27 protein-coding genes are annotated in these 25,945 nt (G+C 62.9%); 14 read left to right on the forward strand and 13 right to left on the reverse strand.

Annotated elements, in window-relative coordinates; genetic code table 11:
* Nucleotide 1 precedes the first annotated feature (1 nt).
* The 5 genes from DWX58_RS03035 to DWX58_RS03055 form a co-directional block, all read right to left on the reverse strand.
* Nucleotides 2-622, reverse strand: a complete 621-nt coding sequence (locus tag DWX58_RS03035; protein ID WP_118641542.1) for a TatD family nuclease-associated radical SAM protein — start codon at nt 620-622, stop codon at nt 2-4.
* Nucleotides 623-627: 5 nt separating this feature from the next.
* Nucleotides 628-1,404: a TatD family hydrolase gene (locus DWX58_RS03040; protein WP_118641543.1), complete on the reverse strand. Its 777-nt coding sequence runs from the start codon at nt 1,402-1,404 to the stop codon at nt 628-630.
* A 373-nt stretch (nt 1,405-1,777) separates the two neighbouring features.
* The gene (locus DWX58_RS03045) at nt 1,778-3,403 is read right to left on the reverse strand and encodes a hypothetical protein (protein ID WP_118641544.1); all 1,626 of its coding nucleotides are present in this window, start codon (nt 3,401-3,403) and stop codon (nt 1,778-1,780) included.
* Nucleotides 3,400-3,945 carry a sigma-70 family RNA polymerase sigma factor gene (locus DWX58_RS03050; protein WP_158579197.1) on the reverse strand — a complete coding sequence of 182 codons (546 nt, stop codon included), beginning with the start codon at nt 3,943-3,945 and terminating at the stop codon, nt 3,400-3,402. The genes DWX58_RS03045 and DWX58_RS03050 overlap by 4 nt, the downstream gene beginning before the upstream one ends.
* Before the next feature lie 103 nt (nt 3,946-4,048).
* Nucleotides 4,049-4,780, reverse strand: coding sequence for a DUF554 domain-containing protein (locus DWX58_RS03055; protein ID WP_118641546.1), 732 nt, complete (start codon nt 4,778-4,780; stop codon nt 4,049-4,051).
* 187 nt (nt 4,781-4,967) lie between these two features.
* Between DWX58_RS03055 and DWX58_RS03060 the strand changes: the two genes are divergently transcribed.
* The 7 genes from DWX58_RS03060 (at nt 4,968) to DWX58_RS03090 (ending at nt 11,137) form a co-directional block, all read left to right on the forward strand.
* Nucleotides 4,968-5,933 carry a D-2-hydroxyacid dehydrogenase gene (locus DWX58_RS03060; protein ID WP_118641547.1) on the forward strand — a complete coding sequence of 322 codons (966 nt, stop codon included), beginning with the start codon at nt 4,968-4,970 and terminating at the stop codon, nt 5,931-5,933.
* Nucleotides 5,934-6,289: 356 nt separating this feature from the next.
* Entirely contained in the window at nt 6,290-7,129 is an 840-nt protein-coding gene (locus DWX58_RS03065; protein ID WP_118641548.1) for a fumarate hydratase, read from the forward strand.
* A 13-nt stretch (nt 7,130-7,142) separates the two neighbouring features.
* Complete coding sequence (locus DWX58_RS03070; RefSeq protein WP_118641549.1) at nt 7,143-7,700, forward strand: Fe-S-containing hydro-lyase; 558 nt, start codon at nt 7,143-7,145, stop codon at nt 7,698-7,700.
* 342 nt (nt 7,701-8,042) lie between these two features.
* A complete protein-coding gene (locus tag DWX58_RS03075; protein WP_118641550.1) occupies nt 8,043-8,690 on the forward strand; it encodes a Crp/Fnr family transcriptional regulator in 648 nt (215 codons plus the stop codon).
* A gap of 30 nt (nt 8,691-8,720) precedes the next feature.
* Nucleotides 8,721-9,785: an MqnA/MqnD/SBP family protein gene (locus tag DWX58_RS03080; protein ID WP_118641551.1), complete on the forward strand. Its 1,065-nt coding sequence runs from the start codon at nt 8,721-8,723 to the stop codon at nt 9,783-9,785.
* A complete protein-coding gene (locus DWX58_RS03085) occupies nt 9,772-10,563 on the forward strand; it encodes an ABC transporter permease subunit (RefSeq protein WP_118641552.1) in 792 nt (263 codons plus the stop codon). The genes DWX58_RS03080 and DWX58_RS03085 overlap by 14 nt, the downstream gene beginning before the upstream one ends.
* Entirely contained in the window at nt 10,556-11,137 is a 582-nt protein-coding gene (locus DWX58_RS03090) for an ATP-binding cassette domain-containing protein (RefSeq protein ID WP_118641553.1), read from the forward strand. The genes DWX58_RS03085 and DWX58_RS03090 overlap by 8 nt, the downstream gene beginning before the upstream one ends.
* 85 nt (nt 11,138-11,222) lie before the next feature.
* On the opposite strand, the gene DWX58_RS03095 is transcribed toward DWX58_RS03090, so the two are convergent.
* The 5 genes from DWX58_RS03095 to DWX58_RS03115 all read right to left on the reverse strand — a co-directional run bounded on the left by DWX58_RS03095 (nt 11,223) and on the right by DWX58_RS03115 (nt 14,865).
* Entirely contained in the window at nt 11,223-11,642 is a 420-nt protein-coding gene (locus DWX58_RS03095; RefSeq protein WP_118641554.1) for a CD1247 N-terminal domain-containing protein, read from the reverse strand.
* A gap of 50 nt (nt 11,643-11,692) precedes the next feature.
* A complete protein-coding gene (gene efp, locus DWX58_RS03100) occupies nt 11,693-12,256 on the reverse strand; it encodes an elongation factor P (RefSeq protein WP_118641965.1) in 564 nt (187 codons plus the stop codon).
* Nucleotides 12,257-12,394: 138 nt separating this feature from the next.
* Nucleotides 12,395-13,459: an aminopeptidase P family protein gene (locus DWX58_RS03105; protein ID WP_118641555.1), complete on the reverse strand. Its 1,065-nt coding sequence runs from the start codon at nt 13,457-13,459 to the stop codon at nt 12,395-12,397.
* Between the two features lie 48 nt (nt 13,460-13,507).
* Nucleotides 13,508-14,362, reverse strand: a complete 855-nt coding sequence (locus DWX58_RS03110; RefSeq protein ID WP_118641556.1) for a TIM barrel protein — start codon at nt 14,360-14,362, stop codon at nt 13,508-13,510.
* On the reverse strand, nt 14,359-14,865 hold the full coding sequence (locus tag DWX58_RS03115; RefSeq protein ID WP_243093236.1) for a YqeG family HAD IIIA-type phosphatase: 507 nt from the start codon (nt 14,863-14,865) through the stop codon (nt 14,359-14,361). The genes DWX58_RS03110 and DWX58_RS03115 overlap by 4 nt, the downstream gene beginning before the upstream one ends.
* 126 nt (nt 14,866-14,991) lie before the next feature.
* Between DWX58_RS03115 and DWX58_RS03120 the strand changes: the two genes are divergently transcribed.
* Nucleotides 14,992-15,798: a hypothetical protein gene (locus DWX58_RS03120; protein ID WP_118641558.1), complete on the forward strand. Its 807-nt coding sequence runs from the start codon at nt 14,992-14,994 to the stop codon at nt 15,796-15,798.
* Between the two features lie 106 nt (nt 15,799-15,904).
* Here DWX58_RS03120 and DWX58_RS15830 read toward each other — a convergent pair whose 3' ends face one another.
* A complete protein-coding gene (locus DWX58_RS15830; protein ID WP_118641559.1) occupies nt 15,905-18,091 on the reverse strand; it encodes an S-layer homology domain-containing protein in 2,187 nt (728 codons plus the stop codon).
* 247 nt (nt 18,092-18,338) lie between these two features.
* Here DWX58_RS15830 and rsxC point away from each other — a divergent pair, with 247 nt between their 5' ends.
* Genes rsxC through DWX58_RS03140 form a run of 3 tightly spaced genes read left to right on the forward strand, consistent with a single transcriptional unit; the run spans nt 18,339 to nt 21,934 of the window.
* Complete coding sequence (rsxC, locus tag DWX58_RS03130) at nt 18,339-19,658, forward strand: electron transport complex subunit RsxC (RefSeq protein ID WP_118641560.1); 1,320 nt, start codon at nt 18,339-18,341, stop codon at nt 19,656-19,658.
* The gene (locus DWX58_RS15190; RefSeq protein WP_158579198.1) at nt 19,658-21,310 is read left to right on the forward strand and encodes an RnfABCDGE type electron transport complex subunit D; all 1,653 of its coding nucleotides are present in this window, start codon (nt 19,658-19,660) and stop codon (nt 21,308-21,310) included. Before rsxC ends, DWX58_RS15190 begins: the two co-directional genes overlap by 1 nt.
* Before the next feature lie 36 nt (nt 21,311-21,346).
* Nucleotides 21,347-21,934 (forward strand): Rnf-Nqr domain containing protein, encoded by a 588-nt coding sequence (locus tag DWX58_RS03140; protein WP_118641561.1) that lies wholly within the window; start codon nt 21,347-21,349, stop codon nt 21,932-21,934.
* Nucleotides 21,935-22,005: 71 nt separating this feature from the next.
* Here the strand turns inward: DWX58_RS03140 and DWX58_RS03145 are convergent, their stop codons facing one another.
* The gene (locus DWX58_RS03145; protein ID WP_118641562.1) at nt 22,006-22,182 is read right to left on the reverse strand and encodes a DUF1540 domain-containing protein; all 177 of its coding nucleotides are present in this window, start codon (nt 22,180-22,182) and stop codon (nt 22,006-22,008) included.
* A 54-nt stretch (nt 22,183-22,236) separates the two neighbouring features.
* Nucleotides 22,237-23,073 carry a hypothetical protein gene (locus DWX58_RS03150; protein WP_118641563.1) on the reverse strand — a complete coding sequence of 279 codons (837 nt, stop codon included), beginning with the start codon at nt 23,071-23,073 and terminating at the stop codon, nt 22,237-22,239.
* A 143-nt stretch (nt 23,074-23,216) separates the two neighbouring features.
* Here DWX58_RS03150 and DWX58_RS03155 point away from each other — a divergent pair, with 143 nt between their 5' ends.
* The 3 genes from DWX58_RS03155 (at nt 23,217) to DWX58_RS03165 (ending at nt 25,895) form a co-directional block, all read left to right on the forward strand.
* The gene (locus DWX58_RS03155) at nt 23,217-23,429 is read left to right on the forward strand and encodes a hypothetical protein (protein ID WP_118641564.1); all 213 of its coding nucleotides are present in this window, start codon (nt 23,217-23,219) and stop codon (nt 23,427-23,429) included.
* Nucleotides 23,430-23,558: 129 nt separating this feature from the next.
* Complete coding sequence (gene pgeF / locus DWX58_RS03160; RefSeq protein WP_118641565.1) at nt 23,559-24,377, forward strand: peptidoglycan editing factor PgeF; 819 nt, start codon at nt 23,559-23,561, stop codon at nt 24,375-24,377.
* A 9-nt stretch (nt 24,378-24,386) separates the two neighbouring features.
* Nucleotides 24,387-25,895: an ABC transporter substrate-binding protein gene (locus DWX58_RS03165; protein WP_118641566.1), complete on the forward strand. Its 1,509-nt coding sequence runs from the start codon at nt 24,387-24,389 to the stop codon at nt 25,893-25,895.
* Nucleotides 25,896-25,945 lie beyond the last annotated feature (50 nt).

Raw genomic sequence — 25,945 nt, forward strand, 5'->3', positions numbered from 1 at the left:
TTCAGGAATCAATAAAGCTGCGGATGCGCAGCTTCACCCCAAGATTAGCGGCGATGTCCTTGCAGTTCTGAATCTCTTCCGGGCTCTTGTCCTTGTCCACGATGGTAAAGACCACGTTGGGGACATAGTGCTTGGCCTCACCGGCGAAGTCCAGCATGGCCTGGTAGGCCGCCTCCCCCTGGATGGGGTGGCAGAGGGCGGCATAGTCGGCGGCGTTGTCCGAGTTGAGGGAGATGGACAGGGTATCAATCCGTCCCTTCAGCTCTGGGCACACATCCCGGCCCAGAATGAGGTTGGCATGGCCGTTGGTGTTGATGCGCACGGGAGGCAGCTTGTCTCCGAAGCGCTTTTTCAGCTCATCCACCAGCCATAAGATGTCGTCCAGGCGGTAGGTGGGCTCCCCGTAGCCGCAGAAGACGATCTCCCGGTAGGAGCACACGTCCCGGCCCAGGAAGCTGTCCAGAGCCTCCTGGCGGGTGGGCTCCCGCTCCAGCCAGAGGGAGTCCTCGGTGTAAATGGAGCCCTGGGCCTTGCCGTGGCGCAGGCAGAACTCGCAGTTGCAGTTGCACTTGTTGGTGAGGTTCACGTACAGCGCGCCCTCGTATTCATAGGTGATGGTCATAGCCTTCACGCCTCCTTGATGTTAAAAAACCGCTTGCCGTTTTCCAGGGTGATGCGGGCGACCTCCTCCGGGTCCAGACCCTTCACCTGAGCAATCTTTTCCGCCACCAGATGGACCTTCCCCGAGTCGTTGCGCTTGCCCCGGAAGGGCTCGGGGGTGAGGTAGGGGGAGTCGGTCTCAATCATAATCCGGTCCATGGGCAGCCAGTCAATGACCTCCAGGGCCTTCCGGGCGTTCTTGTAGGTGACTACCCCGGTGAAGGAGATCATCCACCCCAGCTTCACCAGCACCTTGGCGTCCTCCAGGCTGCCGGAATAGCAGTGGTACACCCCCCGCACCTGGGGATACTCCCGGACAATGGACAGGCAGTCCTGGTGGGCCTCCCGGTCGTGGATGATAACGGGCAGGTCCAGCTCCTGAGCCAGCTCTAGCTGGCGGCGCAGCACCTGCTTCTGCAGCTCTTTGGGGGGATTTTCCTTCCAATAGTAGTCCAGGCCAATCTCCCCGATGGCCTTTACCTTGGGGTGGGCGGCCAGGGTACGCAGTTCGTCAAGCCAGCTGTCCTGCCAGTCCCCGCAGTCGGAGGGGTGGACCCCCACGGCGGCGTAGACAAAGGGGAACTGCTCGGCCAGCTCCACGGCGGTGCGGGAGCTCTCCAGCTCGCAGCCCGGGTTCAAAATCAAATCCACTCCCTGCTCCGGCAGAGCGGCCAGCACCTCCAGACGGTCAGCGTTGAAGGCCCCGGAGTCGTAGTGGGCGTGGGTATCAAATACATGCAGCACGGCGGTACCTCCGTAATATCAGCTTCATTTGCCACACTCTTACAATGTCTGCTGCATAAACCACTGCGTGGTTTATGACCGCGGCAAGAGCCGCGGGCATTCCATAAAACCGCTAAAACCGCTTCTATAAGCGGTTTTGTGGAATGCAGGCATTGGAACAATGCGTATTTCCATTGGAATGCCCGGCATTCCAGTGGAAGGTGCAGGGATTTGGGGCAACTCTGCCCGAAATTTCTGCACCGGAACAGAGCCAATCGGCCTTGAAAACGTTGCATTTCAAGGCCTGCGGCTCTGTTCAGTACGCATTATCATACCCCCTTTTTAGGGAAAAAGCAAGGGCGGCGCGTGTGCGCCGCCCTTTGGCGTATCATTTTTACCCGTGAACCTCTTCGTCGAAGTGGAACAGGCCATATCCCGATCGGATGGGACCATAGTTGGTGATGCTCTTCTGCCCGCCCATGTCGTTGATGTTTACAAAGGGGTAGGAAAGCCAGGTGACCTGGTGGCGGAGGAAAACAATGCACTGATCTGTATAATCCCAGTTCTCCGGGTCTTCAAAGTGGATATCGGCAGGCTCCGGCATCTCCCGGGCGTCCACCGTATAGGCCAGACAGCCCCACAGCTTCTCCGCTCCCTTGGGAATGGTAAAGGAGAAATAGGGCGAGTAGTGGAGGTGGCCCAGCCGCTCAATCTCCATCCGGGCACTCTCCGGGAACATCTGGGCCCACAGGTTGCCCTCCAGCTCCTCCGCTGTCTCGCCTCCGGCCAGCTGTATCTCCGGGACGGCCGCAAAGGTCTTGCCGTCCTTCTCCCACAGGAGCCGGGCGGAGTAGTGGTCGGTGGGATAGTACCCGGAGGGGTCCACGGAGAACTGCTCCTGGAGATGGAGGGAGGGCACCTCATCGTACCGGAACCAGTGGTAGTACCGCACCTGATTATTCGGCAGAAACACCAGCCAGGTGGAAAGCTCCGCCTGCTCCTCTCCCGCCTCCACCGCCAGCCAGTTGTCCTCCGTCTGGGGCTCCCGGTCGTCGGTGGTATCGCCGTCGTACCACTCTCCGGTGTGGACTTCCAGGGCTCCGGCGCATTGCTCCAGCTCCGCTCTGTCCAGCCACCGGGCCAGCTCCTCCGGCATTCCAAGGGACACCAGCTGGCGGCGGATGACCTCTTGCTCCGCGGTCAGCGTCCCGGTAACCTCGGTCCCCGCCGGGGTGGGCACCTTACTCCCCAGCCACAGGGCAGCGGGCAGGGCCAGCAGCACCAGTGCAAACACTGCCAGGACAAAGCGCCCACTGGAGATGTGCACCGGGGCGGGTTCCAGGTCGTAGCCCCGACCGGCCAGGGTCTCGCTCTGCCGAGCCAGACATACCAGAAGGCCGATCTCCAGGGCGATAAAGAGGATGGGCCGCCCGTAGTAGAGCCCTCGGTTGGTGATGGTGACACCAATGAGACCGGGCTGGGTGGCAGGGGCCAGCTCCGACCACAGGGCCACCCCCATGGCCAGCAGGTAGGCCAAAAAGCCCCACCCCAGCCAGTCCCGTTTCGGCCGCCCCGCCCTGGGAGCGGCGAAAAAGGCTTGCCGCGTCCCCCGCCACAGGGCGAAGAGGAGCAGCAGATTGGCCCCCTGGACGAGCCAGGTAAGCCCCCACTTCCACAGGGGATTTGCCACAACCAGCCCCGCCACCGGGGTGGCACTCAGGATGGTCCAGGCCACATGGAATAAAAGCTTCAGGGCGGACATGGCCCAGCACAGCCGGAACCACCCGCCGCTGCGGCGCATGGAGCGGCCGCCCAGGTAAATGAGGGTGGTGCCAATGAGGGGTAGAATGTAGTCCAGGTAGAAAAACTGGAGCTGAAAGGTTACCAGGGCCATGCCCCACAAAATCTTCACCATGGCGCTCTGCCAGGGGGTGTAGTCCTCCACCTCCTGAGGGGGCGGGGGCAGCTGGCCCATCTCGTCCATCAGAGCGCGATCAAATTCCATCTCCTTGGGCTTCACAGCACGTCACCTCCCAACTGCTTTTGAAGCTTTTTGCGGATGCGGTAGAGTTTGCCCTCCATTGCCCGCTCTGTGGTGCCCAGCTCGGCGGCCATGCGGGCAGTGGACTGCAGATAGTAGTACTTGCGGTAGAAGAGCCGGCGGTCGGCCTGACTCAGGGTACCCAGGGCTTTCTCCAAAGCCTGGGCCCGCTCCCGGCGCAGCAGTTCCTCCTCCGGGCCCGGGGCGGGGTCCGGGGCGTCCGGGGACAGCTCACCGCTGTGTCTCGCCTGCCGCTCCAGGGTCCGCAGCCGGTCGTAGGCAGCGTTGCGGCACAGGGCGGTGAGCCAGGTGGCCAGCCCCGCCCGCGCTCCGTCAAAGGAGGCCGCCTTTTCCCACAGCTTGGCCCGGATTTTGGCCAGACACTCCTCCGCCTCGTGGGGATCGGAGAGAATGCCCCCCACCACATAGGCCATCATGGGACCGTACCGCTCCAACAGGCGGCCCATGGCCTTCTCTCTGTCCTTCTGGAATTCCAGGGTCCAATCCAGTTCCTTGTCCACATCCTCACCTCCCGGTTTCCTGTTCACCCATATATACGTTCTTCCCCGCCCCATCCCACGGCTCTTCCAGAAAAAAAGCGCGCTCACGCGCGCTTTTTGGCGTTTATAGAAATACCGCGGTGTAGGCTGCCCCCAACACCAGGGCGGGCAGCATATTGGCCACCCGGAACCGGGGGCCAAAGGCCAGGTTGACGCCCACACAGAAGATGAGAATGGAACCCAGGGCGGACAGGTTGTCCACCACCGGCTGGCTGAACACCGGGGCCAGCAGTCCGGCACACAGGGTGACCGAGCCCTGGAGCACGCCCACGGGCAGGGCGGAGAAAATGGCTCCCTTTCCGTAGGTGGAGGCGAAGATCATAACAATGAGGAAATCCAGAATGGACTTGGTAAAGAGGGTGGTGGGGTCGCCGGACAGCCCGTCCTGGATGGAGCCCACGATGGCCATGGCCCCGATGCACACGGTGAGGGAGGCGGTGACAAAGCCCTGGACAAAGCGGCTGTCACCGCCTCCCCGGTCAGCCCGGGCTTTCAGCCACACCCCCAGCCGCTCCAGCCAGCCCTCCAGGTCCAGCCACTCCCCGATGAGCGTACCAAAGGCCAGAGCCAAAATCATCCCCAGGGTTTCCTTCATAGACACCCCGGCCAGGGCATTCCCCTCCACCACCAGAAGGCCGGGCAGAGCCCCGGACAGGCCGATGAACAGAGTGCAAAGTCCCAGAGCCTGGATGACCGCCTGCTGCCGGCGCTCTCCCAGGCCGCCCCGGACCAGCAGGCCCAGTCCTCCCCCCACCACAATGGCGGATACATTGACGATGGTTCCAAGCCCTACCATCTAATCTCCCTCCCTCAGTCAGCTTCTGTGTCACAAATGCGGCTTCATTATACGAAAAAAATTTTTCTCTGTCAAAGAAAAGCCCGTTGCGGGGGTTGTGGCCTTGTGCTATAATCATTTTGTTATGAAAATAAGCCCTCCGCACCAGGCTTCGGCGCGGGAGCAATGATTTAGGAGGTAGATTCCCATGAAAATCGTGGTTCTGGACGGCTATACGGAAAATCCCGGCGATCTGAGCTGGGACGAGCTGGGCAAGCTGGGCGAGCTCACGGTCTATGACCGCACCAGCCTCACCGACGAGGACGAGGCCATTGCCCGCATCGGCGATGCTGAGGTGGTCTTCACCAACAAGACCCCCATCACCAAGAAGATCATTGACGCCTGCCCCAGCATGAAGATGATCAGCATGCTGGCCACCGGCTACAACGTGGTGGACTATGTGTATGCCAAGGAAAAGGGCATCCCTGTCACCAACGTCCCCACTTACGGCACTGCCTCCGTCAGCCAGTTCTCCATTGCCCTGCTGCTGGAGATCTGCCACCACATCGGCCACCACGACGCCTCCGTCCACGCGGGCAACTGGGCCAACTGCATCGACTGGTGCTACTGGGACTACCCCCTCATCGAGCTGGAGGGCAAGACCATCGGCATCATCGGCTTCGGCCGCATCGGCCAGGCTGAGGGCCGCATCGCCAAGGCCATGGGCATGAATGTGCTGGCCTATGACCTCTACCCCAACGACTCCGGCCGCGCCATTGCCGAGTACGTGGATCTGGACGAGCTGTACGCCCGCGCCGACGTCATCTCCCTCCACTGCAACCTGACTCCCGAGAACACCGGCATGATCAACAAGGACTCCATTGCCAAGATGAAGGACGGCGTTATCCTCATCAACAACGCCCGCGGCCAGCTCATTGACGAGCAGGACGTGGCCGATGCTCTGAACAGCGGCAAGATGGGCGCCGCCGGTCTGGACGTGGTTTACACCGAGCCCATCCGTGCCGACAACCCCCTGCTGCAGGCCAAGAACTGCATCATCACCCCCCACATCTCTTGGGCTCCCAAGGAGAGCCGTCAACGCATCATGGATTGCGCCGTGTCCAACGTGAAAGCCTACCTGGACGGCGCTCCCATCAATGTGGTCAACAAGTAAGCATCTCTTCGGATTCTCTACATAGTGTTATAAGAGAGGCCGCCCTGTGGGCGGCCTCTCTTGTTTGGGTTTTAGAAAAATATGCAGTTGGCTTTTGAGGTTCCCTTTCCCGGCTCAGCCAACAGGACCAGGAACCCTGCCAAGCACCGTGTCATTCCACGGCCCAAAGCCATTTGGTTTTCTGCTTCCACTGCCGACTGACTTCTGTTTCCGCTTGTGTCATCCCTTTTGGGGCACACACATTGAATCCCTTTGCCGTCCATGGTACAATAGGATTCACCAACGGACCGCTTTGGCGGTCCTATCCCGGGATTTTCCCGGGAGCGACTGATTTCAGACAAAGGGGGAACCCCACTGTGAGAACTATTTCCGCCGGGGCCATCACCGACGCGGTGGCCCGGCTGTGCATGGAAGCCAACACTCATCTGCCCAAGGACATTTCCGCCGCCCTGGACCGCAGCCGTCAGGAGGAGCCCTGGCCCCTGGCCAAAAAGACCCTGGACCTGCTGTGGGACAACCTGGAGGTGGCAGAGGAGCGGGCCCTGCCCATCTGCCAAGACACCGGGATGGCCTGCGTCTTTGTGGAGCTGGGCCAGGACGTGCACATTGACGGCAATTTTGAGGAGGCCATCCACGAGGGCGTCCGTCGGGGCTACGGCGAGGGCTATCTGCGCAAGTCCATTGTGGGCGACCCCCTCCGCCGGGTGAACACCGGGGACAACACCCCCGCCTTTATCACCCTCCATCTGGTGCCCGGCGACCGCTGCACCATCACCGTGGCCCCCAAGGGCTGCGGCAGCGAGAATATGAGCCGCCTCGGGATGCTCCGCCCCGCCGACGGCGTGGAGGGCGTGAAGCGCTTCGTGGTGGAGACCGTGCAGAAGGCGGGTTCCAACCCCTGCCCCCCCATCGTATTGGGCGTGGGCGTGGGCGGTTCCTTTGACAAGGTGGCCGCACTGGCCAAGCACGCCCTGCTGCGCCCCATTGACCAGCCCAACCCCGACCCCTTCTACGCCCAGCTGGAGCAGGAACTGTTGGAGGAAATCAACGCCCTGGGCATCGGCCCCCAGGGCTTCGGCGGCCGGACCACCTGCCTGGGGCTGTCCATTGAGGCCGCCCCCACCCATGTGGCCGGGCTGCCCGTGGCCGTCAACGTCAGCTGCCACGTCACCCGCCGTGCCACGGCGGAGCTGTAAGGAGGTCATTGCCATGCAGTACAAACTGACCACTCCCGTCACCCGGGAGGATTTGGCCCCCCTGCGTGCAGGGGACACGGTGCTGCTGTCCGGTGTGGTCTACACCGCCCGGGACGCGGCCCACAAGCGCATGATGGAACTGCTGGATGCCGGTCAGCCCCTCCCCTTCCCCGTGGAGGGCTCCGCCGTCTATTACGTGGGCCCCACCCCGGAGCGTCCTGGCGAAGTCATCGGCTCCGCCGGTCCCACCACCAGCGGACGGATGGACCCCTACTCCCCCCGCCTCCTGGACCTGGGCCAGGCCATCATGATCGGAAAGGGCGCCCGGAACCAGGCCGTCAAGGACGCGGTGGTGCGCAACGGGGCCGTCTATCTGGCCGCTCTGGGGGGCGCCGGCGCTTTGATGGCCGGGAGCGTACAGTCCCTGGAAGTCATCTGCTGGGAGGATCTGGGCTGTGAAGCGGTACGGAAGCTGGAAGTCAAAGACTTCCCCCTCACCGTCATTCTGGACCCCCAGGGGGGCGACCTCTACGAGAGCGGCCCCGCCGCCTACCTGGCCAGCCTGGACTGATTTTCCAGAACTGTATCGGCATTCTGTCAGGCTGTCGAAAAAGCCCTCCTGCAAGGAGTTCCGCCGCCCAAAGGCGGCGGAATACAATGAAATGCCGTCATTTCCGGCGACATGCGCGTCGGAAATGACACTTCTCACGCAAGCCGAGCCGACTTTTCCGTAAGGAATCGAGGTTCGGCTTGCGTGCATTCCTTCGTCGAAAAAGTGGCTTTACCACTTTTTCGACGATCTCGCTCCGCCTGTCCCTGGGGACAGGCGGAGTTTTTGATTCCGTCTTGACCTTTTTCTTCCTCCATGCTATCATGTCCCTGTCTTAAATGAGACAGTTTAGGGGGTGAGGCCATGGCACTGACCAGCCGGGAGCTGGAGGTTCTGGGAAGCTGTCCGCTGCTGCGGGGCGTTTCCCGGGAGCGGCTCCGTCAGGCCGCCGGGGCGGGAAGCCGGGTGGCATATCCCGCCGGTGAAACGGTCTACTGCCCCGGCCATTTTCTCCGCTCCCTGGGAGTAGTGCTGTCCGGCCAGCTCCAGGTCACCAAGGGCACGCTGTCGGTGAGCCGTTTGGAGCCAGGAGACCTGTTCGGGGCCGCCGCTCTGTACAGCGACGCCCCGGAGTTTGCCACCACCATCACGGCCCGACGGCCCAGCCGCTGTCTGCTGCTCAGTCAGAAGGTAGTGGATGACCTGCTGGCCGAGGACGCTCTGGTACGGAACAACTACCTGCGCTACCTCACGGGCCGCATCCGGTTCCTGTCCACCCGGCTTCAGTCCCTCTCCCAGCACGGGGTAGAGGGCAAGCTGGCCCGCTATCTGCTGAGCAATCAGCGGGGACAGGTTCTGGTCTGTCCCGCTACGGAGCTGGCGGGGCGTCTGGGGGTAAGCCGCGCCTCCCTGTACCGGGCCTTTCAGGCTCTGGAGGATGCCGGTCTCATCCTTCGCCACGGCCCATCCATTGAGATCCCCAACCTGGCTGCCCTGGAAGGGGTACTCTGACCGCAAACATTTTGGAAAGGACGAACGATCATGAAGAAACCACTTTCCCTTCTGCTGTGCGCCGCCCTGGCGCTGTCCCTGCTGGCCGGCTGCGGCCCCAAAAGCACCTCTTCCAGCTCTTCCGGCTCCGCCTCCAGCGCCGGTTCCAGTTCCTCCGCCTCCTCTTCTCAGGAGACCCCGGATCTTCCTACCCTCAATTTTATGGCGCTCAGCGGCCCCACCGGTGTGGGTGCAGCCCAGATGATGTCCACCTATGACGTCACCGCTGAGAACCCCGATACCTCCCTGGGCTTCCTGCTCAATTCCAGCGTGGAGGCAGACAACCAGGTGGTGTCCAACGCCCTCATTAACAAGGACGCGGACATCGCCGCCATGGCCACCAATGTGGCCGCCACCCTCTACGCCAAGACCGACGGCGCCATCCAGGTGCTGTGCGTCAACACCCTGGGCGTGCTGTATATCTTGGAGAAGGGAGACAGCGTCCATGCCATGACCGACCTGGCAGGCAAGACGGTGTACGCCACCGGCCAGGGCGCCAACCCCGAGTATGTGCTCAACTATCTGCTCACCAAGAACGGCGTGGACCCCGCCTCCGTGGACATCCAGTGGATGACCGCCCAGGAGGTCAGCGCCAAGATGACCTCCTCGGAGGAGGCCATCTGCATGCTCCCTGTCCCCGCCGCCACCGCCCTGATGCTTCAGGACTCCGGCGTGCGCCAGGCCATCTCCCTGTCCAGCGCCTGGGATAAGCTGGAGCAGGGCCCCCTGCCCCAGGGCTGTCTGGTGGCCCGCACCGAGTACGTGGAGGAGCACCCCGAGGAAGTGGCCGCTTTCCTGAAGGCCTATGAGGCCTCCATCACCTATATGAGCGACGAGGCCAATCTGGACTCCGCCGCCCAGATGGTGGCCCAGTTCGGCATCACCGCCAACGACAAGGTGGCGGCCGCCGCCATTCCCCAGTGCAACCTCACCTACCTGGCGGGCAGCGAAATGAAGCAGGCCCTGGAGACCTACTATCAGGTGCTGGTTCAGGCCGACCCCGCCTCCGTGGGCAACGCCATGCCCTATGACTCCTTCTACTATGGAGCCGACTAAGGCCAACGCGAAAAAGTCCATCCTTGCTTATCTGCTGCCCCCGGCCTTATGGCTGGGGGCTTGGCAGCTTGGGGCCTTCTGGGTGGAGCGGGCGGTGGAGGGCCGGGGCAACGAGCTGCTCCTCCCCTATCCCGCCTCCGTCCTGGCCGCCCTGATGGAGCTGCTGCCCTCCGGGGCCTTCTGGGCCACGGTGGGGGCCACCCTGCTGCGGGTGGCCGTGGGCCTGGCCGCTGGAATTTTTCTTGGCACCCTGCTGGCGGGGGTTACCTGCTCCTGGGTGTGGCTCCACCGCCTGCTCTCCCCGGCCATCCGCATTGTCCGGGCCACGCCGGTGGCTTCCTTCATTCTGCTGGTCCTGTTGTGGACGGGACGAAATACCGTTCCCGCGGTCATCTCCGCCCTGATGGTACTGCCGGTGGTGTGGGAAAATCTGGTGCGGGGCATTCAGGCTGCCGACCCCCAGCTTCTGGAGCTGGCCCAGGCCTACCGCTTCTCCCGCTGGAAAACCCTGCGCCTCATCTATCTGCCCTCTCTGCGCCCCTATTTTCTCTCCGCCGTGATCACCTCCACAGGCCTGGCCTGGAAATCCGGCGTGGCCGCCGAGGCTATCTGCTGGCCCCGGCCGGGAATCGGCACCCAGATTTACAACACCAAGCTGTATCTGGAAATTCCCTCTCTCTTCGCCTGGACGGCGGTGGTGGTGGCCCTCTCCCTGGTGCTGGAGCGGCTGCTGCGGCTGGCGCTGGGACGATGGAAAGGAGGCGGCGGGGATGATTGAACTCTCCCACCTGGAGTTCTCCTACGGGGACCGGAGGGTGCTGTCCGACTTCTCCCTCACTTTGCCCGTCCAGGGGATCACTGCCCTCCAGGGCCCCTCGGGCTGCGGAAAAACCACCCTGCTGCGGCTGCTGGCCGGGCTGGAACGCCCTCAGAGCGGGACCATCTCGGGCATTGTCCCCGGGACAGGCGCCATTCTCTTTCAGGAAAACCGCCTGCTCCCCTGGCGCACGGTGAAGCAGCACATTACCGATGTATTGCCCCGGGAGCGGCAGGATGAGGCGGCACGCTGGCTGGAGCTGGTGGAGCTGGAAGACGAGGTCCACACCCTCCCTGCCTCCCTGTCCGGCGGCATGGGCCGCCGCCTGGCCCTGGGCCGTTGTCTGGCTCTGGGCGGGTCCGTCTACCTGCTGGACGAACCCTTTGCCGGGGTGGACCCGGAGCGGACGCGGCGCATTTTAACGCGCATCCGCGGTCTTGGCACCCCGGTGGTCCTCACCAGCCACCAGGCGTCCGTGCTGGAGCTGGCTGACCGGGTCATTTCCCTGGACGGTCCGCCCCTTCATCGGCTGTAAGAGGGCGCAGCCAAGGGAATTCAGAATAAAAAAACAGGATGTCCCGGTTGGGACATCCTGTTTTTTGTTTTCAGCAAACCGAAGCTTACTCCTCGTCATCCGCCTCGACGGTGTCGTCGCTGAGGTCCAGGGAGTACTTGGTCTCGCAGTTGGGGCACTGGATAAAGCCTTCGGCCAGGGCCTTGTCATCGATGATCAGAGGCTCCTCGCAGGTGGGGCACTCCACCTCGAACCAGTCGTCGTCGTAGTCCTCGCTCTCATCCTCGTCGTCCTCGTCCTCATCCTCGAAGACTACGGACTCCACATCGGCCAGATCGTCGGACAGCACGTCGATCTCCTCACCCAAAGCCTGGGCGTTCTCCTCCAGGTCCTCAATGGACAGGCCGACCTCCTCCAGGATGCCGATCATCACGGAGATGAGCTTGCCCTCCTTGGATTTCTCGGTGTCCAGATTCAGGCCCTCAGCCAGGCCCTTCAGATAAGCCACTTTTTCGGAAATAGTCATAGCAGTTTCCCTTTCCGAGGCTTTGCCTCTCTCATTTGGGTTGGTCCCGATCAGCCCTTGCAGCGCTCCAGATACTCACCGGTACGGGTGTCGATCTTGATCTTGTCGCCGGGGTTGATGAACAGGGGAACCTTGATCTCAGCGCCGGTCTCCAGGGTGGCGGGCTTGGTCACGTTGGTGGCGGTGTCGCCCTTGAAGCCGGGATCGGTCTCGGTGACCTCCAGCTCCACGAAGTTGGGGGCCTCCACGCCGAAGACGCTGCCCTTGTAGGACATAACCTTGCAGGTCATGTTCTCCTTCACGAACTTGAAGGCGTCGCCCAGCAGGTCCTTGCCAATGGGCAGCATGTCATAGGTCTCCATGTCCATGAAGTAGTAGAGGTCGCCGTCGTTGTAGCTGTACTCCATTTCCTTGCGGTCCACGAAAGCCTGCTCGAACTTGGCGGTGGGGTTAAAGGAGGTCTCAGTCACGCCACCGGTGATGATGTTCTTCATCTTGGTGCGGACAAAGGCGGCACCCTTGCCGGGCTTAACGTGCTGAAACTCAACCACCTGCATGACCTTGCCGTCCATCTCGAAGGTCACGCCATTGCGGAAATCGCTGGCGGAAATCATTGCCATTGGGATCATCCTCCATCTGTATTCTAGATAAGCTGATTTATTTTACCCCATTTTCCCCGCTTTGACAAGGGGTTTCCTGGGAATTGGTAAAGTTGGCGGGCGAAATTTACCCCAAAATAACCTGGTTTTGACTTAGAGCACAATTAAATCCTTGGGGGAGCGGGTGATATCCTCGCAGCCGCCCTCCCGCAGGATGAGCACGTCCTCAATCCGCACGCCAAACTGCCCGGGCAGGTAGATGCCCGGCTCGGCGGAAATGACTGCGCCGGCGGGCAGAGGCCGGTCCTCCGAGGGGCTGGCGTTGGGGGACTCGTGGATGTCCAGACCCAGGGAGTGGCCGAAGCTGTGGCAGAAGTACTCCCCGTACCCCGCCTCAGCCATGACCTGGCGGGCGGCTCCGTCCACCTCCCGGCCGGTGACTCCCGCCCGGGCGGCGTTGATGCCCGCCTTCTGGGCGGCCAGCACGGTGGCATACACCAGCTCCATCTCCTCGGTGGGCTGGCCCAGGGCCACAGTGCGGGTCATGTCCGAGCAGTAGCCGTCCACCTTGCAGCCGAAGTCCATGGTGATGAACATGCCCGTGTCCACCACCTGGTCCCCGGGCACGGCGTGGGGCCGGGAGCCGTTGGGGCCGGCGGCCACAATGGGGTCAAAGGACACCTTCTCGCCGCCACGGCGCAGCAGCTCGTAGACCAGACGGGCGGCAATCTCCCGCTCCGTCATACCGGGCCGGATGAAGCTGAGGATGGCCTTGAAGGCCTCGTCGGTGATCTGCTGGGCCCGGCGCATGGCGGCCAGCTCCTCCTCGTCCTTGCTGGCCCGCAGATCATCCAGCAGGGGCTGGGCGGGAGTGAGGATGCAAGGCAGCGCCTGGGTGTAGCGGCGGTGCTGGTCCACGGTCATCACGCCGCTCTCAAAGCCCACGTTATGAAGTCCGTGCTCCTCCAGATAGGCCCGGGCCTGGGCCAGGTGGCCGCTGCCTGTGGTCACCAGAGACACCTGTGCCCCGGTAATCTGCTCCTGGGCCGCCTCAATGTACCGCCCGTCGGTGGTGTAGTGGGCACCCTCCCGGGTGACCAGCAGCAGACCCTCTCCGTGGAAGCCCAGAGCATACCGCTCTCCGGCTTCGCTGGTAATCAGCATGGCATCCAGGCCGTACTCCGGCAGCTTGGACGCAATCTGAGTCAAATGATTCATCGTTTGTCGCTCCTTATTCACTTGTAACATGAAACAATGTTTGGATGCCTATCGGAAGGACTCATAAATACGCTTCATCTCCAGCGCATCTTCCGCCTGGGTCCCCGCACTTTCGCAGATAAACGTGGAGCTCCAGCCCCGGGCGGCCACCTGGGCGGCCAGCGGGGTCCAGTCGGGGCCGTAGCCCCCGTCGTCGTCGAAGGTACGGTGGCACTTCTCGCCCCCCTTTGGGGTAAACTCGATGTGGGAGAAGTGGCTGTGGAAGCGGCTGGCCCGCTCCCGACCCAGCACCTCCTCCACCCGGCTGAGCATCCGGTCAAAGGCCTCCGCCCCGTCGTCCGCCCCAAGAGAGCGGGCGTACAGGTGGCCGAAGTCGATGCAGGGAAGAAGGCGCTCATCCACGGTGCACAGCTCCAGCACCTCATCCAGATCCCCCAGCTGGTTGATCTTCCCCATGGTCTCGGGGCACAGGATGATATCGCCAAAGCCCTGGTCGTCACAGGCGGCCACCACTTCCCGCAGGGACCGGAGGGCAATGTCCTGGGCCTCCCGCCGCGTCCGCTTCATGAGGGCCCCGGAGTGGATGACCACCCGCTCCGCGCCCATCCATTGAGACACCCGGCAGGCAGAGGTGATGTAGCCGATGGTCTTTTGCAACGCCTCGGGGTCGGGGTTTGCCAGGTTAATAAAGTAGGGGGCGTGGAGGGAAAGGGCGATGCCCGCCTCTTTGGCCTTCTCCCCCACCTTCCGTGCGGTCTCCTCCCCCACGTGGACGCCCTTACCGCACTGGTACTCGTAGCAGTCCAGGCCCAGCCCGGCAATCCAGCCGGGGGCGTCCGCGGAGGACTTATGGACCTTGGAGAAGCTGTCCGAGTTGCCCGCGGGGCCGAACCGGGCGCTCACAGGAAGGGCCTGCCCTTCCCCAGCAGGCGGAAGGGGGTCTCAATGGCGTAGCGGACGTACCGCGCGGGGTTGCCCGCCAGGCGGATGGGCTCCACCAGCAGAGGGGTCACCCCCGCATTATTGGCGCCCAGGGTGTCGGTGAAAATCTGGTCTCCCACCATGACGGTCTCTTTGGGGGTACAGCCCATGCGCTCCATGGCCCGCAGGTAGCCCGCTTTCTTGGGCTTACCCGAGTGGCCCTGGTAGGGGATGCCCAGCTTCTCGGCAAAATTCTTTGCCCGGCCGGGCTTTCGGCTGTTGGACAGCAGAAACAGCTGGATGCCAGCCGCCTCCAGCTCCTCCTTCCAGTCCACAATGGCCTGGGGGGGCTGGGTCACCTTGTAGGGAACCAGGGTGTTGTCCAGGTCGGCCAGTACCAGGCGGATACCCCGGTCGGCCAGGTCCTTGGCACGCAGGCTGGTCACCGAGGGGTACACCCCCCGGGGAATGGGTGAAAAGGGCACGTTGGTGTCCTCCTTTGTTCTAAAAATCCGCGGGGGCGGCATACAGTGAATCGTGGGGACGCCGCCCGCGTTCCGACATCTGGTCAGTATATCACATTCGCCAATTTTGGACAAGGGGGAGCCTGTATGGCCAATCAAGACACCTTTCTCATACCCATTCTACCCCGGCAGCTGGGCCAGCTCCAGGGCTTTCGCGTGCTGCCCGCCCACCTGGCCTACCGCATCGGCCGGGGGCCCCACCTATTCCGCTCAGAGGGGAGCGTGCCCCCCCAGGGGGGCGTGATGGTGCTGGACGCCTCCGGCTTTGACGGCTTCGGCTCAGGCGGGGGCTTCTGCCAGGAGGTGGTGCGGGAGTGCCTCAGCCGGAACTTTTCCGGGGCAGTGCTGGATTTTGACGTGCGCCTGCCCCCCCTGGAGGGGATTGCCGCACAGCTGGACGAGAGCTTTGCCCGCCGGGGCTGGAATCTGTACGTGCCGGAGAGTTACGGCCGCTGCGCCCCCCGGGCCATGGTGATGATCTCCTCCGCCCTGTCCGGCGGCTCCCTGACCCTGCGTCTGGAGGAGGCCCAGGAGCGCTTCGGCCGGGACCGGATCGCTCTGGCCCTGGAGCCGGCGGCGGAGGACTTCTTCCTCCCCTCCCCCTCGGGCAGCGGCACTCCTTTGAGCCGGGAGGCCCTGAGCCGCCTGATGGAGCGCCTCCAGCCCTCCGTCTTCTTCTCCAACGAGCTGTGCGCCCGGTACTTTACCTACACCAACCCGGACGGCGGGGCCCACTTTGTCCTCTTTGATGACGGGGAGACTCTCGCCAGGAAGGTGGACACCGCCCGCCGCCTGGACATCCACACGTTTTTGGCCCCCTGGGAGCAGATTAAGGAATATGCCCAGAGTCTGGGTCTGTCCCGGACGCAGCCTGCTGCCCACCGTCTTCGCTGACCGCGGCAGAGGTCCCACTCCATTTTCTCTCCAATCATAATATAAAAAGCCGGACGGAGCGCTGCTCCGTCCGGCTTTTCTTCTTTTCTTAATGGGGCTACACTGGTTACCGGCCCATGATCCGGGCCATCTGCACCATGGTGACGGCCACCTGGGCCCGGGTGGCGGTAGCCTGGGGGGCGAAGGAGCCGTCGCTGCCGCCGCTCATGATGCCCGCCTGATAGCAGACATTCACGCCTTCGGCGGCATAGTCGGCGATGGAGGCAGCGTCAGTGTAGGCACAGTCTCCCTCCATCACCTTGTCATAGCGCACATTGTAGGTCTCCAGGAAGGAGGCGAACAGGGCCGCCATGTCCTGGCGAGTGATGGGAGCGGTGGGGTTGAAGTTCTTCAGCATCTCCTCGGGAATGAGGTTCTTCTCCTTGGCCCAGTTCACATACCCGTCGTACCAGGCGCCGCCGGGCACGGCGGGGATGGTCTCGCCGGAGAACTGGCTCAGGACGGTGAGGAACTGGGCGTAGTCCATGTTGGCCTCGGGGGCGAAGGTGCCGTCCCCGGCGCCGGCAAAGAGGCCCTTCTCATAGACCGTCTGCACAAAGCCGGCGTACCAGGCGTTGGGGGCGACATCGGAGAAGATCTGGCCGGGGGCCAGGGTGGTGATCTTGGTGCTGGCGGTGGTACGGCTAAACTGGCCGGAGGTGGCCTTGGCCTGGATGGTGTGGGTGCCGCCGCCCAGGCTGTCCAGGTTCAGATCATAGTAGTAGGGGGCCTTGGACACGGTGCCCACGGCCTTGCCGTCCACATAGTAGGTCACGGAGGTGGCGGCGCTGCCGGGGAAGCTGGCGTAGGTGGCCAGACGCAGGGTGCCCTTCTGGGTGCCGGAGAGGGAGGAGAGCTTCTGCCAGGTCTGGGTGCTGTTCTCCCCCTCAGCGAGATAACCGCCGTTATTCTGGATGGCGGAGCGGTAGGCCTGGGCCACGGTGGCATTGCCGTCCAGGGCGTAGCTGTACTGGGCGCCGCTGAGGGTGTTGTCAAAGTAGAACACGGCCTTGATCTGGGGATAAATCATGTTCACATAGGAGTAGAACTTGTTCACCTGATCAGCGGCGAAAGAGGTGAGGTCGGCTCCGGTGGAGTTGTTCACATAGGAGAAGCCGCACTCGCTGATCATCATGGGCTTGCCGTGCTCCTGGGCAAAGCGCACCAGGGGCCGGAGAATGACCAGAGGATCGCTGTCGTAGAGGCCCTTGCCGTAGTAGGCGTCGTTGCCGTAGCCGGAGGCGTCGAAGGTGTAGGAGGTAGCCTCGCCGGCATAGTTGGTGTTGTGGTAGGTGGACACGCCGATCCAGTCCACATACTGGTCGCCGGGGTAGAAGTCCTTAAAGGTGACGTTGCGGTTGCTGACGTTGTCGGGGGAGAAAACCATCTTGATGTTGTCGTACTTGGCCGCCTCCTGGGCCACCTTGCGGAAGGCCTGGATGTAGGTGGCGGGGTCACAGCTGGACCAGTTGTTCATCTCGGCCCCCAGACGCAGCAGCACGGTGGCGTCCAGGTTGCCCATGGCCTGCAGGCTCTCGGCGATGTAGCTGTCGGAGGAGAGCACCTGCTGAGCGCCGGCCGTGCCCTCGGTGGCAAAGTTCCAGGCCAGCTCGATGACGCCGCCCTGGGCCGCTTTGGCAAACTTGGGATAGGTCTTCATGTTGTAGTCGATCCAGTACTGCACCGAGTAGCTGTCCCCGAAGGTGACATACATGAGGCAAGCGGACTCACCGCTCTCGGACCCTCCGGCGGTGGAACCGTACAGGGTGCCGCTGGTGGGGGCGCCGGTGCCGGGATAGCTCTGGCCGGCCTTGTCGGTGAGCACGTAGATGGCCGCCTCCTTGGAGGCCTGGAGGTACTCCAGACGGGCGTCCACATTGAGCAGGGTGTCCTTATAGCTCTTCACATTGTCGTTGAGCCACTGGGCATACTGCCGCTGGAGCTTGAGCCAGCGGATGGCTCCGTCAATGTCGCCCTTCATCTCGCTGCACCAGGCGGCCCGGCCGCACTTGGGCTCCAGGTTGTAGCAGATATCGGTGCAAATCTCGTACTTGCTCAGCAGGTCATAGGTCTGCTGGGCCACCGAAATGACCGCATCGGCGTCCTTGCTGCTCACCGCCTCATCCCAGGCGCTGTGCAGCTTCCAGTAAGCGGAAGGATAGGTAAAATCGGCAAAGGCAGCCGTGCAGCATAAACCGGTTACCATCAGGACGGACAGGGCGGCAGCCAGGGCGCGCCGCAGACGTTGTTTCATGCTCCTCAATCTCCTTTTATTACCAAATAATACAAATTTGGGAGGCAAATCCCTTCTTTATTATAGCATTTTATTCACTTAATACAACCTGAAATGGCTTTTTTTATAAAAGAAATATGAACTTTCCGGAAAGGGACTGGACAGATCGGGGGCGGTTGGATTATGATGTATTTTGTATGAAAATGGATACTTGGCGCGATTTTTGGTGCCCGGAACGGGAAAACCGACCGCGTCGGGAGGTCAAAGCATGAAACATTCTTTTTTTGGCGGGGTCCATCCCGCCGGACATAAAGAGAGCACCCGGCGAAAGCCCATCGCCCGGCTGGATCAGCAGCCGGAGCAGGTGGTTCTCCCCGTGCTCATGAGCTCCCAGGGCAGGGCGGAGCCTCTGGTCCGCCCCGGGGACCGGGTCCAGGTGGGCCAGCCCCTCACCCGTGGGATTGACGGGGGCGTGTGCGTCCATGCCAGCGTCTCCGGCCGGGTGATTGCCGTGGAGGAGCGGCCCCACCCCTGGGGCGACACCGCCCCGGCCATCGTGGTGGAAAACGATGGAGAGGACACCCCCTTTGAGGATCGTCCCCAGCCCCTGGCGGCGGAGAACATCAAGCTGAGCCAGCTGCTGGAGCGCACCCACTGGGCGGGCATCGCCGGAATGGGCGGCGGCGCCTACCCCACCGACCGGAAGCTGGCCCAGGCGGCGGGCAAAATCGACACGCTGATCGTCAACGCCGCCGAGTGCGAGCCCTACATCACCGCCGATCACCGCCTGCTGCTGGAGCGCAGCGACCACATTCTCCAGGGCGCTCAGGTGCTGGCCCGGTGTCTGGGGGCCAAGCGCACCGTAGTGGTGACCGAAGGAGACAAGCTCAACGCCGTGGAGGCGGTGGAGCGCCGCCTGCGCAAGCGTGGGGCCAAGGCCGAGCTGTGCACCGTGGGCACCCGCTACCCTCTGGGTGCGGAGAAGCAGATCGTCCAGACCGTCACCGGCCGGGAGACCCCCGCCGGCAGCACCGCTCTGGACGTGGGCTGTCTGGTGCTCAACGTGGCCACCGTCTTTGCCATTCAGGACGCCCTCTTCAAGGGCAAGCCCCTCACCCACCGGGCGGTCACCGTCACCGGCGGCGCTGTGGCCCGGCCCCGGAACCTGTGGGTTCCCATCGGCACCCCTCTGCGCTGCCTGCTGGAGTCCTCCGGCGGCCTGCGGGAGGTGCCTGAGCTCATCCTCACCGGCGGACCTATGATGGGCACCCCCCAGAAGAGTTTGGAAGCCCCGGTGATCAAGGACACCAACGGTCTGGTCTGTCTGGCCCAGTGGGAGCGCCGGGCTCAGACCCCCGAGACCATCTGCATCCGCTGCGGCAAATGCGTGGCCAGCTGCCCCATGCACCTGGCCCCCGTCTTCATCGGCCGGGCCCTGCGGGAGAAGCAGACCCACAAGCTGCCCGCCCTCCATCCCCAGGACTGCATCCAGTGCGGCTGCTGCTCCTACATCTGCCCGGCGGGCATCCCCCTCATTGAGCTGGTCCGCCAGGCCGGCGAGCTTCTGGAGAAAGGAGGCGAGGAGTAATGGACCGTGTCCGTTCCTATCGCCTGCCCCCCCAGGTGGGGCAGCCCTCCACCACCGTCTCCATGATGCGGGAGGTCATCATTTCCCTCATCCCCACCCTGGGCATGGCCGTTTTCTTCTTCGGCCTTCGGGTGCTGGTGCTCACCGCCCTGTCGGTGGGGGCCTGTGTCCTCTTTGAATACGGCTACCGCCGCTTTATGCACCTGGACAACACCGTCCGGGACCTGTCCGCCTGCGTCACCGGCCTGCTGCTGGCCCTGAGCCTGCCCCCCTCCGCCCCCTACTGGGTGCCGGTTCTGGGCGCTGCTTTCTCCATTCTTTTGGTCAAGCAGTTCTACGGCGGATTGGGCAAGAACTTTATGAACCCGGCCCTGGGCGGCCGCATGCTGCTGGCCACCTTCCCCCTGCTGATGACCACCTGGCCCCAGCCCCTCCAGCATCTGTCCCTGTGGAAGGCGGACGCGGTGTCCGCCGCCACCCCCATGTCCTATCTCCACGACGGTGTTCTGCCTCCCCAGACTCTGGGTCAGCTGCTGCTGGGCCAGCAGGGCGGCTGCATCGGCGAGGTGTCCTCCATTATGCTGCTGCTGGGCGGCTGCTATCTGGTGCTGCGCCGGATTATCTCCCCCCGCATCCCCCTGGCCTATTTGGGCACGATGGCGGTGCTGGCCCTGCTGTTCCCCGGCGGAGATCAGGGCCGACTGGTGTGGATGTGCGCCCAGCTGCTCAGCGGCGGAGTGCTGCTGGGAGCCATTTTCATGGCCACCGATCCCACCACCTCCCCCGTCACTCCCAGAGGTCAGATTCTCTTCGGCATTGGCTGCGGACTGCTTACCGCCCTGCTGCGCAGCTGCAGCTCCTACCCAGAGGGAGTAGGCTGGGCCATTCTGAGCATGAACTGCTGCGTGTGGCTTCTGGACCGGGCGGGCATGCCCCGCCGCTTCGGCGTCACTCCCTTCACCGCCTTCAAGGAGCACCTGAAGCACCTGCGCAGCAGCGCGGCGGAAATCAAATTTGTCAAGCCCCAGTTCCAGTTCCGCCTCCATGAGGCGGGCAAAGCCCCCGGCGAGGGACATCTGGACCAGATCCGGACCCACGCCAAGTCCTGGGGCTGTCTGGCCGCGGTGGTGCTGGTCACGGCGCTGGTCATCTCCGGCGTTCACCGCTTCACGGACCTGGACACCGTCCGGGCGGAAAACACCCGCCAGCAGGAGCTTCTGGCCCAGGTGATGCCTCTGGCCGCCTCCAGCTCGGAGACCCCCTACCGCGCCAACGGCGCTTTGTCCATTACCGCCGGGTATAGCAGCAGCAACGAGCTTTTGGGCTACTGCGTGGAGGTCCAGGCTCAGGGCTTCAGCGGCGTCATTACCATGCAGGTGGGCGTGGACCTGAACGGTCAGGTCACCGGCGTGGCGATTACCGACCATAAGGAGACCCAGAGCGTGGGCACCAAGGCTATGACCCCGGAGGCTCTGAGCCGCTACATTGGAAAATCCGGCACCATCCGCACCTCGGGCAGCAACTCGGTGGATGCGGTGAGCGGTGCCACTGCCACCTCCAAGGCCATTACCGACGGCGTCAACCGGGCCCTGGCCATTGTGGCAAATCTGGATACGGAAGGAGTGGTGGAGTATGTGGACGGCGATGTGTAACAGCTCCGCCCCCTGCCCGGAAAGGAGGTGGGCCTGATGGCCGTTTTGGATTTGGCGGGCGTGGCTCTGGCCGCTCTGCTGTCGGAAAACTTTGTGCTGGTCTCCTGCCTGGGCATCGGAACACGGATTCACTCCTTCCGCAGCCCCATTGACGCCCTGCGCACCGGCTACTGCCTCACGGTGGTGATGGTGCTGGCCGCTTTTTTCTCCTGGCTGGCCGACTTTCTGGTCATCAGCCGCTTCGGATGGCAGCACTTCCGGCTTTTGTTCCTCACGCTGCTGATTACCGCCCTGGTGGCAGGTCTGCGTCAGTTTTTGAAGGTGTGTCTGCCTGAGCTGTCCCGGCGGGTGGACGGAAATCTCTCGGCGGTGTCCACCAACTGTGCCGCCCTGGGTTCCGCCCTCATCATTGCCCAGCGCAGCTACAGCCTGGGTCAGGCGCTCCTCTTTGCCCTGTTCGGCGGACTGGGCGCCACCCTGGCTCTGGCCAGCTTTGCAAGCCTCCGGGGCGAGGTCAGCTTTGACCACTGCCCCAAGAGTTTCCGCGGCATGCCCATTCTCTTTCTCACCGCCGGGCTCATGGCCCTGGCCCTGGTGGGCTTTTACGGCCTGCATCTGGGATAATTACAGATGAAAAAAGCAGGGAGAATCCACTTCGAATTCTCCCTGCTTTTTTCTTGGTCCGGCGTGCCGGTTTACTGCATGCTGCCCAGCTTAAAGGACGCGCACTCGGTGCCCTCACACTTGGTGGGGGTGGTGCCGCAGCAGCCCACCTTGATGGACTGGAGAGAGCAGCAGTTGCTGGGCGCGTTATGATAGGCGCAGCTGTTCACGGTACACTGAATATTGGTGTTGCAGGACTTGTTTTCCATACCAAAATAACCTCCTCACTCGGGATGGCTTTAGTATGGCCTGTCTCCGGCGGGTTATTCCTGGCCGGGCAGATTTTCTGTTTTGTTTTCCAGAACCTGAGGAATAAACCGCCGAGCAAAGCGTCCCTTCCCCCGGCTCTTCACATAAAAGTAGCCGATAAAGGAGAAGACCACTGCTCCCACAAAGTTCACCGCCAGGTCCTTCATGGTGTCCAGAATACCCACATCCAGGTAGCCGCCCAGGCCCAGAGGAATCTCCTCCCCGCCGGCGACCACAATGACGTCGGTGATATCCCGGATGATGACCGGGGTGTTGCCGTGGGTGGGGTCCAGCATCACGGAAGAAATCACGTTGACCACCATGTCCTTCTGCATGTCCAGCAGAAAGAACTGGTCCATGGCGCACTCAAAAAACTCCCACAGCACCCCGATGGTCATGGAGAAGCAGAAGGCCACAATGGCCATGAAGGTGGGGGACAGGGAGAGGGAAAACCGCTCGTTCCGGTTGAGCATATCCACCAGGGAAAAGCCGATGGCCGCGCACAAAAAGCCGTTGAGGGTGTGGAGCATGGTATCCCAGCCGGGATAGGTGGTGTAGAAGGAGCGGATTTCTCCCAGAATTTCCGCCGCAAAAATAAAGAGCATGATGATAATTTCCAGGGTGTTGGGCAGGTCGATCTGCAGCGACCGCTCCACCATGGTGGGCAGCAGAAAGAGCACCAGCGTCAGCAGACACAAAAATACGTTTTCAAAGTTCCCGTTGAAAAACTGGGCCACCATGACCACAATGACTGCAAAGCGCAGGAAAATGTAAACGGCTGCCACCGTACGCTTCTTTCGCAGGGCCTGATCGGCCCGGGCCAGAAAATTACCGGGTTTCTTCTTCGCCATCGTTCCAGCCTCTCCTTTCTGTTTCTTCCTCTCAGCACTGAAATTTTGTATTCAGTATAGCCCACTCCTTTCGGGAAAGTCAAGGAACCCCCCTGTCAAGTTCTTCCCGCCCCGGCATACACTGTGACAGGAGGTGATTTTCCTTGGATTTACGGAATCAGAACATTACAGTAGGCGAACTGCTGGACAACCCCAAATCCCGGGCGGTGTTCCAGCGCCGTTTCGGCAAGTTTATGAACCACCCCATGGTGAAGGCGGCCCGGTCTTTGACCCTGAAACAGCTGGCGGAGATGGCTTCCGTCTATCTGCCCAAAAAGACCATCGACGACACCATCCGGGAGCTGCAGCGGCTGTAAGGCCCCCTTCTTCGGCACTGCGCCCCCAAGTTTGGAAAACCTCGTGCGGATTTCTCCTTTGTGACGGGTTGCCAGATACGTAGTTTTGGGATAAAATAGAATATCAATTTATGCTCAGGAGGGACTGTCATGGAAATCATTCAAACGGTGCGCCATGGCGTCCCTTTCTTTTTCTGCAACCACCCCGCCTGGGCGGGAGCGGCCCACGGCTTCTCCTCCCGACAGGGCGGCGTCTCCCCGGCTCCCTTTGACAGCCTCAACCTGGGGGCCAACCGTGGGGACACGCCGGAGCGGGTGGAGGAAAACTTCCGCCGCTTCTGCGCGGCGGTGGGCTCCACTCCGGAGACGGTGGTAAAAAACCACCAGGTCCACGGCAAGGTGGTGCGCCCTATCACCTCCCCTGAGGAGGCTGTCCCCCTGTCCCAGCCCGGCACCTTTCCCGCCGACGCCCTGGTCACCGACGTGCCCGGCATATGCCTCACCGTCTTCTCCGCCGACTGCATCCCGGTGCTGCTCTACGACCCGGTACACCGGGTGGTGGGGGCCGCCCACGCCGGCTGGCGGGGCACCGCCGCGGGTGCAGCCTACGAGCTGGCCCGGGTGATGCGGGAAGACTACGGCTGTGCCCCGGCGGACATCCTGGCGGCCATCGGTCCGGGCATCTCCCCCTGCTGTTTTGAAACCCACGCCGACGTCCCCGAAGGCCTGCGCTCCGGACTGGGGGAGGCGGCGGAGCCCTTCATTCGCCCCCTTCCCGGCGGCGAGAAGTTCCGCGTGGATCTGAAGGGTGCCAACGCCCGCTGGCTGCAAGAGGCCGGTCTCTCCCCCGATCACATCGCCGTCAGCTCCCTGTGTACCGCCTGCCGCCCCGACCTCTTCTGGTCCCACCGGCGGCTGGGCCAGGCCAGGGGCAGCATGGCCGCCATGATTGAACTGCGAGGCAAATAAGGAAACACTATGAAATTACGACCGCTGTTGTCTCTTCTGCTGTGCGCAGCCCTCCTTCTGCCGGGCTGCTCCCCCCAGAGCGACCCCGCCTCCTCCCAGGATGGAAGCAGTTCCTCTGCCCAGGGAGGAAACGCCTCCGGCGAGACGGTCCCCTTCGCTCTGGCCATTTACCCCGACTATACTCTCCATCCGGTGCTGGCGGAAAACCGGGCCAATCTCACCCTGGCCCCCCTGCTCTATGAGCCGCTCTTCCAGCTGGACGAGCAGTTTCAGCCCCAGAACGTACTGTGCCAGAGCTACTCCGTCAGCGAGGACGGCCTTACCTGGACCTTCCTTCTGCGCTCCGGGGTCACCTTCTCCGACGGCACCCCCCTCACCGGCACGGTGACGGCCGACGCACTGAATCTGGCCCGGCAGGAGGGCTCCCGGTACGCCCAGCGCCTCGCCTCGGTGGTATCCATCACCGGTGACGAGGGCTCGGTGACCATGGTCCTCTCCCGCCCTAACCGCTCCCTGCCCGCCCTGCTGGACATTCCCATCGCCCTCACCAACACCCAGCGCCCGGCGGGCACCGGCCCCTATGTGCTGACGGAGACGGAGGAGGGCCTCTCCCTCACCGCCCGCTCCGGCTGGTGGCAGAACAAGACCCTGCCCGCCCAGGAGCTCCCCCTGCGAGAGATGCGCAAGGCGGACGATCAGCTCTCCGCCTTCTCCTCGGGGGATGTGGGGCTGGTGGATGTGGACCTCATGGGCACCAACGCCATGGGCTACTCCGGCAGCTACGAGACCTGGGACTACGCCACCACCACCCTTCTTTACCTGGGCTTCAACACCCAGAGTGGCCTGTGTACCGATCCCCAGGCCCGCCGGGCCCTGCCCCTGGCCATCGACCGGGACTCCATCGCCCAGACCGATTACGCCCGCCACGCCGTGGCCGCCGCCCTCCCGGTTCACCCCAACAGCCCCCTCTACAACGAGGAGCTGGCCCAATCGGTGAGCTATAATCCGGAACAGTTGGTGGCCCAGCTGGAGGAGCTGAATGTACCCCGCCGGGATCTGGTGCTGCTGGTAAACAGTGAAAACACGGCCAAGCTCTCCGCTGCCCAGCGCATCGTCTACCAGCTGGACGCGGCCGGGGTGCCCGTCACCCTGAAGCCCCTGCCCTTTGAGGAGTTTACTGCCGCCCTGCAGGCGGGCAGCTTTGACCTCTATCTGGGTGAGGTGGTGCTCACCGCCGACTTTGACCTCACCGCCCTGCTCTCCTCCGACGGCGCGCTGAACTACGGCCGCTGGCAGGACAGCCAGTTTCCGGCTCTGCTCACCGCCTTTCTCCAGGCGTCGGACAGCACCCGGGAGGGCGCGGCCTATACCTTATACAATTATCTCTGCCAGCAGATGCCCATCGCCCCCATCTGCTTTAAAAACGCCTCGGTGCTTACCCAGTGGGGGCGGCTGTCCGGACTGTCACCGGTCCGCGGTAACGTGTTCTACCAGTTGGAGAACTGGACCATTTCATAAACAGAAGAATCCCATGCTGTCCCCGCGCGGCGGCGCCGCGCTTTGAATCT

Source organism: Pseudoflavonifractor sp. AF19-9AC, from assembly GCF_003478995.1.
In the GTDB taxonomy this organism is placed as follows: Bacteria; Bacillota; Clostridia; order Oscillospirales; family Oscillospiraceae; genus Lawsonibacter.

What these genes read in the sequence shown, in the direction of transcription:
- DWX58_RS03035 (WP_118641542.1), bottom strand. Translation starts at nt 622, where the DNA reads ATGACCATCACCTATGAATACGAGGGCGCGCTGTACGTGAACCTCACC.
- DWX58_RS03055 (WP_118641546.1), bottom strand. Translation starts at nt 4,780, where the DNA reads ATGGTAGGGCTTGGAACCATCGTCAATGTATCCGCCATTGTGGTGGGG.
- DWX58_RS03060 (WP_118641547.1), top strand. Translation starts at nt 4,968, where the DNA reads ATGAAAATCGTGGTTCTGGACGGCTATACGGAAAATCCCGGCGATCTG.
- DWX58_RS03070 (WP_118641549.1), top strand. Translation starts at nt 7,143, where the DNA reads ATGCAGTACAAACTGACCACTCCCGTCACCCGGGAGGATTTGGCCCCC.
- DWX58_RS03075 (WP_118641550.1), top strand. Translation starts at nt 8,043, where the DNA reads ATGGCACTGACCAGCCGGGAGCTGGAGGTTCTGGGAAGCTGTCCGCTG.
- DWX58_RS03080 (WP_118641551.1), top strand. Translation starts at nt 8,721, where the DNA reads ATGAAGAAACCACTTTCCCTTCTGCTGTGCGCCGCCCTGGCGCTGTCC.
- DWX58_RS03085 (WP_118641552.1), top strand. Translation starts at nt 9,772, where the DNA reads ATGGAGCCGACTAAGGCCAACGCGAAAAAGTCCATCCTTGCTTATCTG.
- DWX58_RS03090 (WP_118641553.1), top strand. Translation starts at nt 10,556, where the DNA reads ATGATTGAACTCTCCCACCTGGAGTTCTCCTACGGGGACCGGAGGGTG.
- DWX58_RS03095 (WP_118641554.1), bottom strand. Translation starts at nt 11,642, where the DNA reads ATGACTATTTCCGAAAAAGTGGCTTATCTGAAGGGCCTGGCTGAGGGC.
- efp (WP_118641965.1), bottom strand. Translation starts at nt 12,256, where the DNA reads ATGATTTCCGCCAGCGATTTCCGCAATGGCGTGACCTTCGAGATGGAC.
- DWX58_RS03105 (WP_118641555.1), bottom strand. Translation starts at nt 13,459, where the DNA reads ATGAATCATTTGACTCAGATTGCGTCCAAGCTGCCGGAGTACGGCCTG.
- DWX58_RS03120 (WP_118641558.1), top strand. Translation starts at nt 14,992, where the DNA reads ATGGCCAATCAAGACACCTTTCTCATACCCATTCTACCCCGGCAGCTG.
- DWX58_RS15830 (WP_118641559.1), bottom strand. Translation starts at nt 18,091, where the DNA reads ATGAAACAACGTCTGCGGCGCGCCCTGGCTGCCGCCCTGTCCGTCCTG.
- rsxC (WP_118641560.1), top strand. Translation starts at nt 18,339, where the DNA reads ATGAAACATTCTTTTTTTGGCGGGGTCCATCCCGCCGGACATAAAGAG.
- DWX58_RS15190 (WP_158579198.1), top strand. Translation starts at nt 19,658, where the DNA reads ATGGACCGTGTCCGTTCCTATCGCCTGCCCCCCCAGGTGGGGCAGCCC.
- DWX58_RS03140 (WP_118641561.1), top strand. Translation starts at nt 21,347, where the DNA reads ATGGCCGTTTTGGATTTGGCGGGCGTGGCTCTGGCCGCTCTGCTGTCG.
- DWX58_RS03145 (WP_118641562.1), bottom strand. Translation starts at nt 22,182, where the DNA reads ATGGAAAACAAGTCCTGCAACACCAATATTCAGTGTACCGTGAACAGC.
- DWX58_RS03150 (WP_118641563.1), bottom strand. Translation starts at nt 23,073, where the DNA reads ATGGCGAAGAAGAAACCCGGTAATTTTCTGGCCCGGGCCGATCAGGCC.
- pgeF (WP_118641565.1), top strand. Translation starts at nt 23,559, where the DNA reads ATGGAAATCATTCAAACGGTGCGCCATGGCGTCCCTTTCTTTTTCTGC.
- DWX58_RS03165 (WP_118641566.1), top strand. Translation starts at nt 24,387, where the DNA reads ATGAAATTACGACCGCTGTTGTCTCTTCTGCTGTGCGCAGCCCTCCTT.